The 18,015-nt window shown below is 44.1% G+C and carries 16 protein-coding genes; 8 read left to right on the top strand and 8 right to left on the bottom strand.

Going from position 1 to position 18,015, the window contains the following annotated elements; genetic code table 11:
* Positions 1-18: 18 nt before the first annotated feature.
* Positions 19-906, top strand: a complete 888-nt coding sequence (locus tag ACFFLE_RS04930) for a glycine betaine ABC transporter substrate-binding protein (RefSeq protein ID WP_380570039.1) — start codon at positions 19-21, stop codon at positions 904-906.
* Between the two features lie 111 nt (positions 907-1,017).
* Here ACFFLE_RS04930 and ACFFLE_RS04925 read toward each other — a convergent pair whose 3' ends face one another.
* Both ACFFLE_RS04925 and ACFFLE_RS04920 read right to left on the bottom strand, forming a co-directional pair.
* Complete coding sequence (locus ACFFLE_RS04925; protein ID WP_380570038.1) at positions 1,018-1,797, bottom strand: hypothetical protein; 780 nt, start codon at positions 1,795-1,797, stop codon at positions 1,018-1,020.
* Complete coding sequence (locus tag ACFFLE_RS04920) at positions 1,787-2,125, bottom strand: PadR family transcriptional regulator (protein WP_380570037.1); 339 nt, start codon at positions 2,123-2,125, stop codon at positions 1,787-1,789. Before ACFFLE_RS04920 ends, ACFFLE_RS04925 begins: the two co-directional genes overlap by 11 nt.
* 217 nt (positions 2,126-2,342) lie before the next feature.
* Between ACFFLE_RS04920 and ACFFLE_RS04915 the strand changes: the two genes are divergently transcribed.
* Together ACFFLE_RS04915 and ACFFLE_RS04910 are read left to right on the top strand one after the other, a co-directional pair.
* Positions 2,343-2,804 carry a GNAT family N-acetyltransferase gene (locus tag ACFFLE_RS04915; RefSeq protein ID WP_380570036.1) on the top strand — a complete coding sequence of 154 codons (462 nt, stop codon included), beginning with the start codon at positions 2,343-2,345 and terminating at the stop codon, positions 2,802-2,804.
* 54 nt (positions 2,805-2,858) lie between these two features.
* Complete coding sequence (locus ACFFLE_RS04910; RefSeq protein ID WP_380570035.1) at positions 2,859-3,983, top strand: tyramine oxidase subunit B; 1,125 nt, start codon at positions 2,859-2,861, stop codon at positions 3,981-3,983.
* 97 nt (positions 3,984-4,080) lie between these two features.
* Here the strand turns inward: ACFFLE_RS04910 and ACFFLE_RS04905 are convergent, their stop codons facing one another.
* The 3 genes from ACFFLE_RS04905 to ACFFLE_RS04895 form a co-directional block, all read right to left on the bottom strand.
* Positions 4,081-5,277 carry a CynX/NimT family MFS transporter gene (locus ACFFLE_RS04905; RefSeq protein ID WP_380570034.1) on the bottom strand — a complete coding sequence of 399 codons (1,197 nt, stop codon included), beginning with the start codon at positions 5,275-5,277 and terminating at the stop codon, positions 4,081-4,083.
* 4 nt (positions 5,278-5,281) lie between these two features.
* Positions 5,282-5,971, bottom strand: a complete 690-nt coding sequence (locus ACFFLE_RS04900; RefSeq protein WP_380570033.1) for a FadR/GntR family transcriptional regulator — start codon at positions 5,969-5,971, stop codon at positions 5,282-5,284.
* A 149-nt stretch (positions 5,972-6,120) separates the two neighbouring features.
* Positions 6,121-7,011: an RluA family pseudouridine synthase gene (locus tag ACFFLE_RS04895; RefSeq protein WP_380570032.1), complete on the bottom strand. Its 891-nt coding sequence runs from the start codon at positions 7,009-7,011 to the stop codon at positions 6,121-6,123.
* A gap of 266 nt (positions 7,012-7,277) precedes the next feature.
* Between ACFFLE_RS04895 and ACFFLE_RS04890 the strand changes: the two genes are divergently transcribed.
* From ACFFLE_RS04890 to ACFFLE_RS04880, 3 genes are all read left to right on the top strand, one after another.
* On the top strand, positions 7,278-8,768 hold the full coding sequence (locus ACFFLE_RS04890; RefSeq protein WP_380570031.1) for a peptide MFS transporter: 1,491 nt from the start codon (positions 7,278-7,280) through the stop codon (positions 8,766-8,768).
* A gap of 346 nt (positions 8,769-9,114) precedes the next feature.
* Positions 9,115-9,471, top strand: a complete 357-nt coding sequence (locus tag ACFFLE_RS04885) for a SpoIIAA family protein (RefSeq protein WP_380570030.1) — start codon at positions 9,115-9,117, stop codon at positions 9,469-9,471.
* Between the two features lie 164 nt (positions 9,472-9,635).
* Positions 9,636-10,682, top strand: a complete 1,047-nt coding sequence (locus ACFFLE_RS04880; protein ID WP_380570029.1) for a C45 family autoproteolytic acyltransferase/hydrolase — start codon at positions 9,636-9,638, stop codon at positions 10,680-10,682.
* A 162-nt stretch (positions 10,683-10,844) separates the two neighbouring features.
* Here ACFFLE_RS04880 and ACFFLE_RS04875 read toward each other — a convergent pair whose 3' ends face one another.
* Positions 10,845-13,103 (bottom strand): excinuclease ABC subunit UvrA, encoded by a 2,259-nt coding sequence (locus tag ACFFLE_RS04875; protein WP_380570028.1) that lies wholly within the window; start codon positions 13,101-13,103, stop codon positions 10,845-10,847.
* A gap of 175 nt (positions 13,104-13,278) precedes the next feature.
* Here ACFFLE_RS04875 and ACFFLE_RS04870 point away from each other — a divergent pair, with 175 nt between their 5' ends.
* Positions 13,279-14,358 carry an aldo/keto reductase gene (locus ACFFLE_RS04870; protein WP_380570027.1) on the top strand — a complete coding sequence of 360 codons (1,080 nt, stop codon included), beginning with the start codon at positions 13,279-13,281 and terminating at the stop codon, positions 14,356-14,358.
* A gap of 134 nt (positions 14,359-14,492) precedes the next feature.
* A complete protein-coding gene (locus ACFFLE_RS04865) occupies positions 14,493-15,266 on the top strand; it encodes an SDR family NAD(P)-dependent oxidoreductase (RefSeq protein ID WP_380570026.1) in 774 nt (257 codons plus the stop codon).
* Positions 15,267-15,360: 94 nt separating this feature from the next.
* On the opposite strand, the gene ACFFLE_RS04860 is transcribed toward ACFFLE_RS04865, so the two are convergent.
* Together ACFFLE_RS04860 and ACFFLE_RS04855 are read right to left on the bottom strand one after the other, a co-directional pair.
* Positions 15,361-17,067: an ABC-ATPase domain-containing protein gene (locus ACFFLE_RS04860; protein WP_380570025.1), complete on the bottom strand. Its 1,707-nt coding sequence runs from the start codon at positions 17,065-17,067 to the stop codon at positions 15,361-15,363.
* Between the two features lie 100 nt (positions 17,068-17,167).
* The gene (locus tag ACFFLE_RS04855) at positions 17,168-17,788 is read right to left on the bottom strand and encodes an NAD(P)-dependent oxidoreductase (RefSeq protein WP_380570024.1); all 621 of its coding nucleotides are present in this window, start codon (positions 17,786-17,788) and stop codon (positions 17,168-17,170) included.
* Positions 17,789-18,015: the final 227 nt, after the last annotated feature.

Below are 18,015 nucleotides of genomic sequence, written 5' to 3'. Positions count from 1 at the left end.
TTATAGGAGGACATATTCATGAAGAAATGGAATCTATTAGTATTGACGCTTGTACTATCAATAGTACTTGCTGCTTGTGGCGGTTCAGGCGAAGAGGACTCTGCAAGTGAAGAGAGTTCAAGTGACAATGGCAATCTGGGTGAAGAAGAACTTACTTTATCTTATGTAGAGTGGGATTCTGAAATTGCTTCTACCCATGTAATGCAGAAAGTATTGCAGGATGAAGGCTATAACGTAGAAATCACACCTTTGGATAACGCTGTAATGTGGCAGTCAGTCGCCACCAACGAAGCAGATGCATCCGTAAGTGCATGGTTGCCTCTCACACATGGCGATCTGTATGACGAGTATGAAGATCAGATTGAAGACTTAGGTGCTAACCTTGAAGGCGCGGCTATCGGTCTGGTAGTACCTAAAGACTTTCCAGCGGAGTCCATTGCAGACCTGAGTGATCAGGCCGACCAGACGATTACAGGCATCGAACCAGGTGCAGGTGTTGTACAGGCCTCCGAGAGAGCTCTGGAAGATTATGATAATTTGAGTGACTGGGAAGTTCAAACGTCTTCCTCAGGTGCAATGGCTACAGAACTTGGTCAAGCAGTCGAAAATGACGAAGAAATTGTAGTAACAGGCTGGTCCCCACACTGGAAATTCCAGAAATACGACTTGAAATACCTCGAAGACCCTGAAGGTACATTCGGCGAAGCGGAAGACATTGTTACCATCGCAAGCCAAGAACTTGAAGATAAAAGCCCACACGCTTATAAAGTTCTTGATAACTTCAATTGGACAACAGAAGACATGGAATCAGTAATGCTCGATATAGAAGAAGGTACTTCTCCTGAAGATGCTGCAGCGAATTGGGTAGAAGATAACGCTGATAAAGTTTCCGAGTGGACTGAATAGTTTGACCCATTTAAGGAGGCATCCAATTTTGGATGCCTTCTTTCTTATATCCTTGATATCGAGGAGAAAGTACTACAGCAACTGACAGCCATTTTCAAAACACACAGTCAATTAATCATCAACTTCTTTTTTCGAGTAGAAAAACAGAACTGTCATTACAACTGCGCTGACTACAAATAATGCAATAGCCGATACAATGATATAGTTTTCGTCTGTAGGATTGCCACCCACAAAAATTTTCGCTGATAACTCCGGAAGACTCAAGGCAATGATCAGAAATGTATAGAACCACCGACCCGTCATCACCGTCCCAAAGACGAATATACCAAGCAAAGATAATCCGGCTATCATATTGCTTTTTGATGAAAGTGTCATAAATTCATATATCTGATAACGGTCTGCCAAGTAGAGTCCACCAACTAGAAGTGCCATGTAAATTACACCATACACTCCACATAGGACAACCCCCATCTTACTTATCTTTTCCGTTTCTAAATCGGTAAATCGGATGAAGATGAACTTAACAACCAGATAAAACAGAAATGGACCGAATAGAATCAACGAAATGTAATAGATGAGCATAGATACAGTATAGTCAAAATCTCCTCTGATCAGACTCGGTATAGTGAACATCCCCATCAAAAAAATAAAGATCAGAAGTATTTTTCTTCTCAAGTGATTAGTCTCTGGTAGTTCAATCGAAAGTGTCTTCAAGTAATTTTTTACAGAACCGCCAGTGACACTTTCCAGATCTTCTCCATTTTGTTCCGCCAGCATCAGATGGTCTCTTAACTCCTCTTCCAGGTCATCCCTGTATTCATCGTCTTTACCCCGCGCCATCATTTCAATTCGAAATTTCTTTAGGAACTTCTCCGATTTTTCACTTAACATCTTCATCTCCCCCAAATAAATTAGACATCCCCTGGTTCAACTTTAACCATTTATCCTTAAAATTTCTCAATTCTTCTTTACCGTTGTTGCTGATGCTGTAGTATTTACGTTTAGGACCACCACTATCCGATTTCACCATGCGTGTTTCAACATAACCCTTTTTGCTTAGCCTCAGAAGCACGGGATATATACTTCCCTCACTGATATCAGGAAACGCCTTTTCTTTAAGTTTCTCGGCTATTTGATACCCATAAGTTTCATCTTCAGCAATTAAAGCAAGAATTGCACCATCCAGCAGTCCTTTCATGATCTGATTTGAAACTGACATCTTTTCCTCCCTCCAACTATCTTATAATAAAATATAGTTCATTATAAGATAGTTGTCAAACATTAAAATATAGATCACCTTTCAAATTTATATCGTCATAACAATTCATTTTTTGAAAACCTTTTTATTTAGAGCTATACTTATAGAATTAGCAGTTTAAGATTCTAAAGCTTCAATGGGTATATACTTAAAAATCATATAGATGAGGACGTTTAAGATGAGTGTAATTTCACTGGAAAATATTCAGCCGGATGACAAAATCATAAGCAGAAAAATAAAGTTGAATGACCATCAGCTTTCTTTTATAGAAACAATTGAGGAATGCCTTGAAGAAGCGAGGGATTGCAGTGCATGGCGTCCTGTCGCCATCTATGCAGACGATGTACTGGTTGGGTTTGCCATGTATGGTTTTGTAGGCGAACCAAAAACAGCATGGATAGACAGGATCATGATAGATTCAGCCCAACAAGGCAAGGGGTTTGGACGAAATGCCATGAAGCATTTGATCGACGTTGTTATAAAAACATATGATGTCGGGGAAATTTATCTCAGTTTCGTAGAAGGCAACGATGTCGCCAAAGAACTATATGAAAAACTCGGTTTTAAATTCACTGGAAAATGCGATCCAAATGGAGAGCTGATTTATAGATATGAAGTAGATCTGTCTTCCCATCAGTAAGCGCAACTCATCAGGGTTATAAGGGTAGAGAAGTTTAGAAGGAAGTGAATATACATGGAACAGTCCAGAGTCGATTTTCTGTATTTGAATGAGAAGGATATGATTGAGGCGGGTGTACTCAATATGCACGCGTGCATCAAGGAAATGGAGGCGGTTTTCCGTCTATTGAGTAGTGGAGATTATGTAATGGGTGGGGCCAATGATAACTCACATGGCATGTTGATTGATTTCCCGGCCAACCCGGCACATGAAGGCATGCCAAAAGACGGGCCTGATAGGAGGTTCATGGCGATGCCCGCATATTTGGGTGGAGACTACAAAGTGTCTGGCTGTAAGTGGTATGGTTCAAACATAGCCAATGTAGACAAAGGCCTTCCGCGTTCCATATTGATGATGACTTTGAATGATGCTGATACAGGAGTACCCCTGGCATATCAATCCGCCAATCTGTTAAGTGCCTGGAGGACTGGGGCGATCCCTGGAGTGGGTGCGAAGTATTTGGCAAATCCTGATTCTGAAATTTTCGGGGTGGTAGGCGCAGGATCAATCGGCACCTCTAGTGCAGAGGCTATATTGGATGTATGTGAAAACATAAAAACAATCAAGATATTCGATGCTCATGAATCTACCGCACAAGCATTGAAAGATAGGCTAAGCAAAAAATTTTCCAGTCTTAATATCGAGATTACGAATACTCTTGAAGATACCATCAAAGAAAGTGATGTCATAAACCTGGCGACAGCTGGGGACGCAAATCCAAAAATCGAAAAGGAATGGGTCAAGCCTGGTGCGTTATTCACCGTTTCATCAAGCGGCGACTTCGACCCTAAATTTGCGATTGATGATATGAAACTGATCGTTGATAATTGGGCGATGTATGAAGCGACGATAGATGAAGACCATTATCCTTATTATAATCCGACAATGGGCGTGATCGGCAGACAGCTTCTGGATTGGATCGAGGAAGAAAAAATGGACTCCAGCATCATCACCGACATCGGGGATATCATCACCGGAAAGGTCGGAGGGCGGACATCTAAAGACGACATCATCTTATATGGCCTAGGTGGGCAGCCAGTCTATGATGTGGCATGGGGGTATAGGATCTATCAGAATGCCCTAAAAAAAGGCATAGGAACAAAGTTGAACCTTTGGGATGAAGCTTATCAGGCAAGGTAGCCGTATGATATTTCCAATACTCAAATATAAAAGTCGTATCCATAACGGATACGACTTTTATTTGTTGCTTAGATATTTATGCTTTTCCAGCCCACTTTTAGGCAGTTACCTGACCTTTCTTTCCTGAAGCGGTCCCTACAATCAATATGATGACCGCCAAAGCGATAAGAAGTGTAAGCGGCAACGTCCAACCGCCTGTTATATCATGCAAGGCGCCGACCAGTACTGGACCGACCGCGGCAAGCAGATAACCGAATGATTGGGCCATCCCTGATAGTGCTGCGGCCTCCTTGCCGTCTTTCGTCCTCAGAGTGAAGAACATCATGGATAAGCTGAAAGCACTACCTGCTGCGATACCGATCAGTATCGCCCATAGTGGCACCAGCAGCGCACCCCCTTGGAGCAATCCGGCTAACCCAATAATGAACAGAGCGCCTGTCATGAAACTCAACATAACCTGATTTTTCATCTTTTCTGCTACCACAGGTACAATAAAAGTAACTGGTATGATAGCAAACTGCATCAGGAAGACCATCCAACCGGCAGTATTGGAATCATAGCCATTTTGTTGGAGGATATCCGGCATCCATGTGATCAGCGTATAGAAAATCAAAGATTGTCCCCCCATGAATACCGTAATCTTCCATGCCAGAGGAGAGCGCAGTAAACTGTCTCCCTTCTCTTTCTTGACGGCGGCTTGCCTGCCTCCGCTTTCTTTAAGTTGAGGTAGCCAGATCAATAGGGAAGTTGCAGCTAGTATAATCCAAAGTGCAAGCGCACCCTGCCATCCAAGGCTCCCGGATGAAGCGAGGGGTACGCTGATTCCCGAACCGAGTGCACCGAATACATTCATGAAAATAGCATAGATACCCGTCATTAGGCCGATTTTAAATGGGAATTTCATTTTGATGATACCAGGTATCAGTACATTCCCTACTGATATTGCCAGTCCTATAAAAAAAGTTCCCAGGAAAAGAGAATTGACCCCTGAAAGCGAACGGACTGCAACTCCTACAATAAGTATGACGAGCGATAAGGCAACGGTCCGCTCCATACCGATCCGATTGGCGATTTTAGGGGCAATCGGAGAGAGTAGGGCGAACGCCAGTAGAGGCAATGTAGTGATGGCTCCGGCAACTGCGTTGCTGATTGCCAGGTCTTCTCTGATGAATGGAATGAGAACCCCAACCGAAGTCAGAGGTCCCCTTAAGTTTGCCCCCACCAGAATAATCCCTATGACTAGCAGCCAATTACGCCTTGAACCAAATTTGGACCCAATTTCGTTTTTATCCATGCAATTATTCCTCCATCATTTCAGAGACATCTTTTTTCAGTGCGCCTATGTACTCTTCGACATACACTGAAGCTGCCTTTTTATCTTTATTCTGTATTGCTGCAAATAAATCAAGGTGCAGCTCTTCTTCATATTTTAATGGTGTGTTCAAGTTTATCAGTGCTTCTATCGATTCCGAGATATTTTCTAAGAGCGGTTCATATAGATCAATCAACAATTGATTATCAGATGCCTGGACTATAGTCTGATGAAAGCGTGTATCCATTTCGATGAACTTTTTACGATCTTTCTTACGGACCGCCTGTCGGCAAGCCTCAATACATTGTTCAAGCGTTGCCAAATCTGTTTCATTTCTATATGTCGCTGCTAATTGCGCTGCCTGCTGTTCTAGAGCCAGACGAACATCAAGTGTATCCAGTAAAGCTGATTTTTTGATATAGCGCTTTAATGTCGCACTGAGCGCATTTGCAGAACGGACTATAGTGCCGCTGCCCTGCTTGGATTCGAGTAATCCTGCATGAACCAAAGCACGTATCGCTTCACGCAATGTATTTCGGCTGACATCAAATTCCCTCATCAACTCTATCTCTGGGGGAATCTTTTCATCTACTCGCCAAATGCCAGACACTATCAAGTCTTCCATCTGTATGGCTACTTGCTCCACCAGATGCACACGGTTGGTTTTATGTATCATATCGTTCTCCTTAAAATTTGTAGGATGATTGGTATAGTGGTCATATTATCACGACTTATAAGTAGTCGCAATGCGATTTATATAGCCGTAATATTCAGTCATAAAAAATACCGGCATGCCTACTGCGGCACGCCGGGGAAGTATCTTCATCAATTTATTTTTTTCGTGAATGACTTAGGTATGGCCGACTCAAATCGCATGGTTGCTTTAGTTGTTGGGTGGATGAAAGACATCGCATGGGCATGCAAGCCAATCCTGCCGATCGGGTTGATGCGGGAACCATATTTCTTATCGCCCACAATGGGGTGCCCAATCTCCTGCATATGCACACGGATCTGGTTTTTACGCCCAGTCTCCAGATTCACCTGCAACAGCGTAAAATTTCGATCGGACTTCAATATCTCATAATGCGTGACTGCCTTCTTTCCTTTGTTTGGATTCTTGCTCGAACGCATAATCAATGCCTTGTTCTCAGTCAGCCATGATGTGATCGTGCCGCTTTCCTTCACTTTTCCTTCGACCAACGCGATGTACATCCGTTCCGGCACAGCCTCTTTCCATGCATTTTGCAGTTTCTGCTGAATGTATTTGCTTTTCGCAAATATCATGATGCCGGAGGTCTCACGATCCAAACGATGAACAACAAATATCCGGTTCTTGGGATTGACCTCCTTCAGATAAGTTGCCAATTGACGATACGCGGTCAGCTGTTTTTCTTTATCTGATGCGATAGATAAGATCCCTGCATCCTTTTCGATTACAACAATATCATCATCTTCATGCAGAATCTTGATACCTTTAATCTTTACGTTCTTTGATGCTATTTTAGGAAGAATTTTAACATGATCGCCGTGTTCAAGCGGATCATTAAACTGCGTTGTGCCCTCCCCGTTGACGAAGACCTGACCATGACTCAAGTGATCCTTCACCGATTTCCTGCTGCGGGAGGGCATAGCTGCAAATAAAAACTTCAGCAACTCCGATGGTTCTTCAACAATCCATTCCAGCTCTTCTTGATTCGCATTACTTCTCTGTTTCATCATAAACCTCCTTGATACTTCTGGCCATAGACCTGAATAATTTACATCTCATACTATTATACTATCAATTTTACATGGTGTATTGTGCTCCTACCATGCGATAATCATTTTTAACTTAAATTCACTTTATACTTGTATATGGTCATTTTATCTCTATTTAACAAAATAATTGTTGTAATAATCCATAATTCATACTTTTTAGACCAATTTTAGTTTGAAAATTATAATATCCAATGTTTAAATTTATAATATTGAGGAGGATAATGATGGCAAATCAAAATACTAACGTTCCAGATAAAGGTTTCTTTGGTCATCCAAAAGGTCTGTCTACGCTATTTTTCACTGAATTTTGGGAAAGGTTCAGCTACTATGGCATGAAGGCCATACTGGCCTACTATATTTATTATTCTGTCACTAAAGGTGGCTTTGGGCTCGATCAGAGCACAGCACTGCAGATCGTTTCCATATATGGTGCTTTAATATATATGACCGGCACCATCGGCGGCTGGGTGGCTGACAGGATCACCGGTACGCGAAACGCCTTATTCTATGGTGGCGTCCTGATTATGATCGGACATATTCTAATGGCAATACCAGGCAATTTCACGCTTCTGATGGTTGCTTTACTGTTCATCATAATCGGATCCGGACTATTGAAGCCAAACATAAGTACAACAGTAGGCATGTTGTATGAGAAGAATGACTCCCGAATCGATTCAGGTTTCACCCTCTTCTATATGTCCATCAACATGGGCGCACTTATATCTCCATTGATTATAGGGTGGTTGCAGGTAAACGTCGGATTCCACGCAGGATTTGCTGCAGCGGCAATCGGTATGTTCATAGGGCTTGTCATCTATGTGCTCACCGGCAATAAATTTCTTGGGGACTTGGGTAAAGGCGTGCCTGATCCATTGAGTAAAAGCGATAAATTAAATGTAATGAAATATTTGACTATAGCTGCGATAGTCATTGCAGCACTCGTCATCGTTGCATACTTGACGGATGAACTTAAAATAAGTAATTTTTCCAATGTAATCACTTTAATCGGTGTATTATTACCGACCATTTATATTATTGTAATCTTAAAAAGTAAAAAAGTTGAAAAAAGCGAAAAGCGTAATGTATTCGCGTACATACCTCTCTTCATCGCTTCAGTCGCATTTTGGATGATCCAGGAACAAGGTTCGACGATTCTGGCTCAATTCTCCGATAAGAAGACAGAGTTGGATATGGCAAACTTGACTAATGGATTGATAGATTTTCAAATTCCAGCTGCTTGGTTCCAATCCTTGAATCCAATGTTCATCCTTATATTCGCACCAATATTTTCGCTTCTTTGGGTTAAATTGGGTAGATTCAATCCATCTACTGTAATCAAATTCGCCTTAGGCGTCATATTGGCGGCAGTAGCCTATCTTCTGATGATCATACCTTTAACAGGTGGACAGGAATTGATCAACCCTATATGGCTCGTCCTAAGCTTTATGCTCATTACACTCGGGGAATTGTGCATTTCCCCTATCGGACTTTCTACAACAACAAGGCTCGCTCCTAAGGCATTCACTTCACAGATGATGAGCGTCTGGTTCCTATCGAACGCCATGGCTCAAGGGCTCAACGCGCAGATGGTAAAGATCTACAGCGTCATCAGTACAGAGGATTACTTCCTGTATTCTGGACTTACTGCTCTAGGCATCGGGGTTCTCCTAATACTTGTAAGTCCAAAACTTAAAAACTTGATGAGTGAAACTTAAATAATTCTCATCAAAATAACCTATGAATATCGGACTTCTATACAGAGTTCTACTCAAAATACCCGCATTTTTTACATGTGGGTATTTCTTTTTACATAACGACGGTCGCACTAGCATTACTTACGTTATTACAGGATTATTAAAATCTTATTAAGGTTGATAATAAAGGATTTCAAAGGTTTTACTCTAATTTTAAGCGTTATAAAAAATAAATGATCAAGATATAAATAACGCCTTTATAATGTGCGTTTTCGACTACTCTAACTACCCGTATCCCTGTTTCAGATAATCTGGGAACGGGTAAAATAATAGAAAATAGAAACGTCATCAAGGAGTTGGTCCAACCATGATGAAGATTGAAGAAAGCAGATATCCGAATACTGTATATATCGAGATGGATGGAGAGCTGAGTGAGAGTGATGTGAGGAATGCAGAAGCATTCATCAATGACAAGTACGGGGGTAATCAAAAGCTCAGCGGTCTCATCTATATAAAGGATCTGGAAGGTACTGATGCAGATGCCTTCCTAAGCGGAAGTGCTGTCGACCTTAAACATTGGAAGCAATATAAAAAGTTTGCTTTTGTATCTAATCAACCATGGGTCGATTTAGGATCAAGCGTGATCAATTGGCTTCCCGGTATAGAAGTCCAGCACTTCGATAAGGCTGAAATCAATAAAGCTTGGGAATGGATACAGAGATAAAACATTAAAATTACTACTAGCATAACAAAAAAGCAGACGGGGAGTGTGTTCGATACTTCCCGTCTGCTTTTTTGTTATGCTAGTTACTTTATACAAGCAAGATTAATGTATTTTCCTATAAAATATGTATACTGATATGAAGAATATTTAGAGGCGGAGATATAATGAAGCAATTCTACAGCGATGTCATTCAATATAGAGGCTCGCATTATGATTTTGGCTATTATCAGGGCATACAGCTCAGAGACTCCTTGATACTCCCAAACCGTGAAAAGCAGTGGGGTCCTAAGAAAGACCGTCATTTCCTGATTAATTCTGAAAAATTCATATCTATCATCTCTCAATTCTCGCCAGCCATCCTTGACGAAATCTATGGTCTCGCAGATGCACTCGGCATGGAGATGGAAGAAGCATTTCGTCTATTTGGCGGCTATTATCTGGAATATGTCAGGAGCGGATGCTCGATCTTCACTGACAGTGACTTCATGGTACGCAACTATGATAGCCATCCCCGTGGATATGAAGGCCGTTATGTATTCTATGCCCCTACAGATCATGGGTATGCTACAATTGGACCTTCCATGCAGATTACAGGGCGAATCGATGGTATGAACGAGAAGGGCCTTGTGATGGGATACAACTTCACTCACAGTAAAAATTCGGATGATGGCTTCCTATGTAATATGATTGGCCGTCTGGTATTGGAAACATGTGCAAATGTTGATGAAGCTGTCGCACTATTGAAAGAGATACCCCACCGGCAATCGTTTAGTTATGTAGCCCTGGACCCCGATGGCATTTCCTATGTCATTGAAGCCTCTCCAAGGAAGGTCGTGGCCAGAAGATCTAATGTATGTACAAACCACTTCCATCTGCTTGAAGAAGAAAATCGCTACCGTCAAGAAGAAACACGCCAGCGTGAGCAGACGGTACAAGAACAGCAACAATACTCCACGAACCCCTATGAGGCTTTCAAAGTCATGAACAATCCGGAACACGGCGTCTTTTCCGATAAGTATGACGCCTCCGCGGGCACCATCCACACCTCAGTCTATTTTCCTAAAGCATCAAAAGCATGGTTCGTCATCGGACCGGACAAAAAACCTGTTATCTTTGATTTTAAGAAATGGCTCGAAGGTACAGATGTCAACGTGAAACAGATTAAAGGTACTCTTGACTATCATCGTCCATTCGTCAATATGGGTCTATAACACTTTCTGTATCAACCATCGATTTAAAAAATCCTGGGATGAATATATCATTCCAGGATTTTTGTACAAAATGAACACTTAAGAGTTTTGATATCTTCTTATTTTGCGAAAGAATCTTTCTAATAGCACGTTTAAATTTCTTGCCGCATTCGAGCCGCTTCTTCATCGCTTCAGCCACTTTGCAGTCAATGTATCAGCAGTAGCCATCTTCTGTGGGGTCCCTTCAAAAATTACTTCGCCACCATTCTTGCCTCCACCAGGGCCAAGCTCGATTATCCAATCACTTGCCGCTATGAAATCGACATTATGTTCAATGATGATGACTGAATTCCCCTGATCTACAAGACGCTGGAATACATTGAGCAGTTTATCGTTGTCCTGGGCATGCAGACCTAAGGAAGGTTCATCCAAAATATAGATTTGCCCTTCTTTTTTCAGATGACTCGCCAGCTTCAATCGCTGCACTTCTCCTCCGCTCAAGGAACTTGTCGTCTGCCCAAGGGTCAGGTATTCCAAGCCGACATCCATCAAAGTACTGATGCGGCTTATCACCTTCGGCCGTTCAAAAAAGTCTTTCGCCTCCTCGATTGTAAGGGCGAGAACTTCCACGATATTCTTCCCCTTGTACGAATGCGACAATGCCTCGTCGGAATACCTTGTGCCCCCACAAGCCTCACAAGTCACCGTTACAGGGTCCGCAAAAGCGACATCCGGCTTAGTGATTCCCTTACCATCGCAGACTGGACAAGCCCCCAAGGAGTTAAAGCTGAACAACCCGGCTGGCTCGCCGGTTTCCCGCGCATATATCGCCCGTATATCGTCCATGATCCCCATATATGTCGCCAGTGTCGAACGACTCGATACGCCAATAGGTGACTGGCCGACCATAATCGCTTCGGGATATTTCCCAGGAAATGCTTCCAACATAAATGAACTCTTGCCGGAACCGGAAACCCCACAGACGGAAACGAGGACATTTTTCGGGATATCGACTGTTATATCCTTCAAGTTATTCATTGACGCATGTTTGATGGAAAACGATTCTTCAGCCTGGCGCGGGTGGTCATTGACTTCAACTGTACGCTGGAGTGTCGTTGCAGCAGACGACTGCTCCAAGCCCTGTTGATTTCCCTGGTAGATGACCTCGCCACCGCGCGCCCCGGCATCTGGGCCCATCTCAATGATTTCATCAGCGACTTTAATAATGGATGTGTCATGCTCAATGACGACGACAGTATTATGCTGCATTTTAATCTGCTTCAGCATCTGTATGAGCAAAGCTACTTCTTCGGGGTGCAACCCCGCAGTAGGTTCATCAAAGATATATGTGATGTTGTTCAGGCTGCTGCCCAGGTGACGCGCTATTTTTACCCGTTGGGCCTCTCCGCCGGAGAGCGTCGCCATCTTCCGGGAGAGGCTCAGATAGCCAAGCCCCAAGTCTATAAGCTGTTTGATGGAGGGGATCGTCTGGAGAGCGATCGCAGAGCCGATGGGATCGTTGATTTTTTCAAGCTCTGTCAATAGTTCCGTCAGCTCGAATCCATTATAATCTGCGATGTTGAATCCATTAATCTTACATGCCAGCACTTCAGGATTCAACCCGGATCCTTGGCATGTCGGACAAGGCTTCCGGCTGGTCATTTCCAATACATCATCCAGTGAAGTCTGGGCAAGCTTTGATACATCCCGGTTGATGTACAGGCGGGTGAAACGCGGCAGCAAGCCATCCCACTCGTGGGGATGGGGGCCATCTTTAGTGTGGAAGGGAGCAAAAACACGCTCTCCTTCAGGCGGTCCATAAATGAAGAGCTGATAGTCCTCCTCTGAAAATTCCTTGATGGGAATGTCCGGATTGAATAATTCTCCTGTTATCATCCATCTACCTTGCCAACCAGATGGCGACAGTGGCTTGAATCGTACAGCGTACTCCCTCAGCGATTTATCGACGTCGACCAATTTATGGAGGTCGGGAGCGACAATTTCACCAAACCCGTTGCACGATGGACATTTTCCGAAAGAACTCTGGCTGGAGAAATCCGTTGCAGATTCAATCGGAGGCTCGCCGACGCGTGAGAACAAAAGTCTGATGAGTGGGTCGACATCCATATACGTACCGACTGTCGAGCGGGAATTGCCGCCGATCGGCCGCTGTTCGACGACGACCACGGAGCTGAGCTGCTTCATCAGGTTCGCTTTCGGACGCTCGTATCGAGGCATCTGATTTCTTACATACATCGGATAATTCATCGTCATTTGCCTTCTGCTTTCCGTTGCGAGTGTATCGAAGACGACAGAACTCTTGCCTGACCCTGAAATTCCTGTAAACACCGTAATCTTTTCCTTTTGGATGTTGAGATCGATATTCTTCAGGTTATTCGCTCTAAGACCACGCAAAATGATTTCGTCTTTTTCATTCGACATATTACCGCCCCCTCTGCTGTTTTGCCAATAGTTGTTGCTTGCATGTATTCTAGCATATATCACTTCGACAGCATATCGAATGAAATGGTTGAATCCTCTGGGTGAGGGGCCATCTCGTCTTCAAGTTTTACTAAATTGAGAGCAGGGTAGAGAAAAAAGCAATGGAGGGATGAAGATGGATTATAGACTACTAGGTGATTCTGGTCTGAACGTGTCCAAATATGCACTTGGAACCATTCCGTTCAGCGGAACAAAAGGTTTTGAAGCCGCAGGAGACATGGATCAGAGTACCGCAGATGCGTTGGTCGACTATGCCTTGGAACATGGCATCAACCATTTCGATACTGCGAACCTTTATGCTAAGGGTGATGCTGAAATTGTACTCGGCAAAGCAATCCGGGATAAACGCAAAGATATGGTGATTGCCAGCAAGACGGGTTTCCAATTGACAGATAACCCGAATGATGTCGGTGCGACCCGCATCAATATCGAAGCATCCATTGATGAGACACTCAATAGGCTCGGCACCGACTACCTGGACCTTTATTATGTTCATGTATGGGATGGCCAGGTTTCGGTTGAAGAAACAGTTCTGGCGATGAATGACCTCATCAGAAGAGGCAAGATCAGATATTGGGGCGTGTCCAACTATAGTGGATGGGCATTGGCCAAAACCCACACATTCGCTGTTGAAAATAATTTGATGCCACCAATTGCCCATCAGGTCTATTACACACCTGAATCCCGGGAAGCGGAGTATGAACTGCTGCCTGCAGCAAAGGAACTGGGCATCGGCAATACGATATGGTCACCGCTCGGTGAAGGTCTGTTGACCGGCAAGATTTCAAGAGACAGAAAAGCAGAACCAGGTACCCGCCAAGGTGAGGGTTGGGGAGAACCTTATGTCAAAGATGAAAAACTATTCTTTGATCTTGTCGAAATGCTTCAGGATGTAGCTTCCGATCATAACGCCACTGTTCCTCAAGTCGTCTTGGCCTGGTTGAGGGATAGACCGAATGTCGATTCTGTAATTCTTGGCACGAGGAACAAAGCACAGCTTGAGGAAAACATCGCGTCATACGATTTGCAGCTGACGGATAACCAAATCGTCCAGATAAACGACCTGACGCAACCCGAGCCAATCTATCCGCTATGGCACAGAGCCATGAATGCGATGGACAGGGCTTCTGATGCAGAAAAAACGTATCTCGAAGCATATAATAAGCTTATGAATCAGAAAGATAAAGATTTATAGGATTAAAATGAATGGCGACCTACCCCGACAAGGGGTTGAATCGTCATTTTTTCTATTATGTCCATTATATTTCCCCTAAATCCTACGCTAAGGTAATATAAGAGTGTAAAACCACTTAAGGAAGGGAAGTTCCCATGACAGGACTTATGAAGGATAAAGCGGGGCTGGTCACTGCAGCTGGTTCAGGCATCGGGCGCGCAAGCGCTGTTGCTTTGGCAGAAGCAGGCGCAAAAGTGATGGTATCCGATATCAGTGAAGAAGGCGGACGGGAAACCATCAAAATCATAAAAGACAACGGAGGCGAGGCACAATTCTTCAAATGTGATGTCAGTGATGAAACACAAGTTGAAGCACTGGTGAACGAAACCGTCTCTGCTTTCGGCAAATTGGATTTTGCCCATAACAATGCCGGCATCAACGCAGGCCAGGTTAAAATAGGCGATATGGACTCAAAAGACTGGGATAAGACCATAAAAATAAACTTATACGGCGTATTCTACTGTGTTAAGCACCAAATCAATGCGATGCTGAAGACAGGTGGCGGTGCCATCGTCAATTCCGCTTCAGGAGCTGGATTGGAGGGCGCGCCGAATATGGTTCCATACACTGCTTCTAAACACGGTGTGGTCGGACTGACGAAATCAGTTGCTCTTGAATACGGCAAACAGAATATAAGGATAAACGCAATTGCCCCGGGGGCTACTATCACTCCGGCCATCGAAGGGTGGGCGGAGAGTCATCCTGAACAGTACAACGGCGTGCTCGAATCCCTGCCTAGAGGTGAGATGGCGACCCCCCAGGACCAGGGCAACGCTGTTATGTTCCTATGCTCGGATTTGGCCAGACAGATCAGTGGCGTTACGATACCTGTCGATGGTGGATACACAGCCGGAAAACTGCAGCAATAGAATGTGTGAAACCAAAAAAGAAGGATAGATTCGTTGATCGAATCTATCCTTCTTTAATATTGGTTTGTGTACTTTTCATAAAAGTCCTTATAGGTCACCCTTTGATTTTGAAACCGCGATAACGGTTGAGTGCACCGATGAATTCCTGCTTCCTCGGCCGCGCCAAGTTACCAGGATGACCGGAGTAGGGCAAGAGCGCATCCAGTCCATTACGTTCCATATGCTTGTAGACCTGGTCGACGGCCTCGGATAATGTCAGAGTGTCATCCAGTACGTTGTGTCTGAGATAATCGATCATGACTGCGATACAGTTTGTCTGGCTGTCATCTACAAGCTGTTCCAGCCCTGCCAACTCAATCGGCTCCTTGCCATACATTATCGTAGTGCGCCCCTTTGCTTTCAGCCGATCATCTTTTCCGGATTTCGAGAACCCTGACTTCAGTGGAATCCTCTGGCTGATCTCGCTGAATTTCTCGTCTGACATATTTCCTTTTTTATCTGCATCTGACGCAGCAATTTCCTTTGCGGCATCCGTCACGTCTTTCAACCTGTATTCATCCATCATCAGCACCTGGTCCGCCACATCGAAATAATCACCAGAACCGCCTACTATCAGTATGGTCGATACATTTTCCTCATCGTACAATGGCTTTACTTTTTGCGAAAAAGGTGTGATGGGCTCTTTATCACGGGCAATGAGCTTCTGCATCCGGGCATCGCGGATCATGAAGTTGGTTGCTGAAGTATCCTCATCGATCAATAGAAGGCTAGAATCTGATTCAAGCGCTTCAATCACGTTTGCGGCCTGCGAAGTGCTACCACTCGCATTCTCCGTTGAAAAGGCGTGTGTATCTTTTTTCGCGGGCAAATTATTGATGAATGTACTGATGTTCACCTTTTCGATATTACGGCCATCTTCCGCTCGGATCTTCGCTGCATCACTCCGTGTAATGACCATCTCGCGGCCGTCCCCCGGAACATGATTGTAGACACCGCGTTCCAACGCTTGAAGCAGGGTAGACTTGCCGTGATAACCGCCCCCGACAATCAGGGTGATGCCTTCAGCAATACCCATACCTGTGACTGTCTTTCCACTTGGGAGATCGATCTGAACTTTGAGGTTTTCTGGACTTGAAAACGGCACTGCTCCTTGCAATGGCTTATCTGACACACCGCTAGTGCGGGGCAGGATGGCACCGTTCGCCACAAATGCCACTAGATTCTTTTGATTAAGCACTTGTCGAATATGCATCTGATCGAGCACCAGACTCACTTGCTTCTCAAGTCCTTTCTGGTCAAGGTTCTGATACAGCAGGGAGTCATCTGCAATTTTAGGCAGTATACCAGTAATTATATCCGCTGCTGCCTTGCCCAGAATCCTCCGGCCTGCAGCCGGCAGACCGACTTCGAAGCGTACTTCGAGCTCATGTTCACCGATGACGACAGAAGTCCGCTCCAAAATTTCTTCACCGGGGCGGTCAATCAGGATCTTGATGTTTTTACTGTTCATTTTAGCGCCGTTTTTATGTTTTTTAATACTCTCACCAAATGCACGTGTCAGAAAATCCGCTACTGCTATGATTTTGTCCTTTGAATCGAGCAATTCGGCTGGAATTCCTGCTGTATCACGATTCATTATAATCCGCATTTTGGATGGCGGGGCGTAAGGGTCGACCTGTACGTGATCGATTGCCAGCTTGAAGCGGTCGAACTGATAAGTCCCTTTCAACTGTTTATAGGTGCCGTACTTCTGGCCATCCAATTTGTTCAGTATGGATTTAAGCTGTTCAGCGTTCTTCATACATATGCGCCTCCTGGAAAATATATGTCTATTGTCTATTTAATATTTTAAATAGACCTGTCGTCTGATTAGGGTTGTGCCGTTATAGACGCAAGGGGTATTAATACGCCAGTCCTACGCGGCTCCTTATAAATCTATCATCCTGTATCTGGCTGTACGCAAACTCCGCCGTGTCAGGAACAGAAATCATTTTACCACCTTCAGGAAGATAGTCACGTTCTGCCCGATATTGACCCGTATATTCACCATCGGGCAAGTAGGTAGGGCAGACGATCGTCCAATCAAGTTGGGAGTCTTCAAGGAGGTTGAAGACCTTATGATGTTCCTCTGCTGCCCGTGTCGTTTTTCTTTTCGATTCGTTCGATTGATAACGTAACAGTCCGGGCTCTGTCCTGCTGTTCAATATCCCACCAGTCCCGATGGTGATGAGGCGTTTTAGGCCTCTTTCTTCCATACCTTCTATAACTGAAGGGAGGCCTTCTGAGAGGGTAGTAGTGCCGTCCGTACCAAGTGCACTGATCACCATATCTATACCGTTCATCGCATTCAGTATGTCTGACCTGTTCAGCACATTACCCTCGACAACTGTTAAATTGATGCTTTCCACTTGTATTTTCTCTGCATCACGCACCAGTGCCGTGACTTGGTGCCCGTCGTCAAGTGCATGTTTCAACATATGGCTGCCGACCCGTCCAGTCCCACCTAAAATTAAAATGTTCATTCCAACTCTCCACCTTTTCAATATTTTGCATCAGTTTACTTTAGAACTGATCATATATCCCTTTTTCATCTCTGCTCCTGAATATACCCAATTACATTCTCTTTGATGCTTCTGCCTGTTTCAAATAATCGTGTGCTAGAAGTTAAATATAATTTATCGCGAATTTCAAGTTTAACTTAGCCACCCGGGGATCATCCCAATCCAGAGTTTGTGAAACCACGCTGGTG

The organism is Salinicoccus siamensis (assembly GCF_042429615.1).
In the GTDB taxonomy this organism is placed as follows: Bacteria; Bacillota; Bacilli; order Staphylococcales; family Salinicoccaceae; genus Salinicoccus; species Salinicoccus siamensis.
This window is presented reverse-complemented; position numbering and strand designations above follow the sequence as displayed.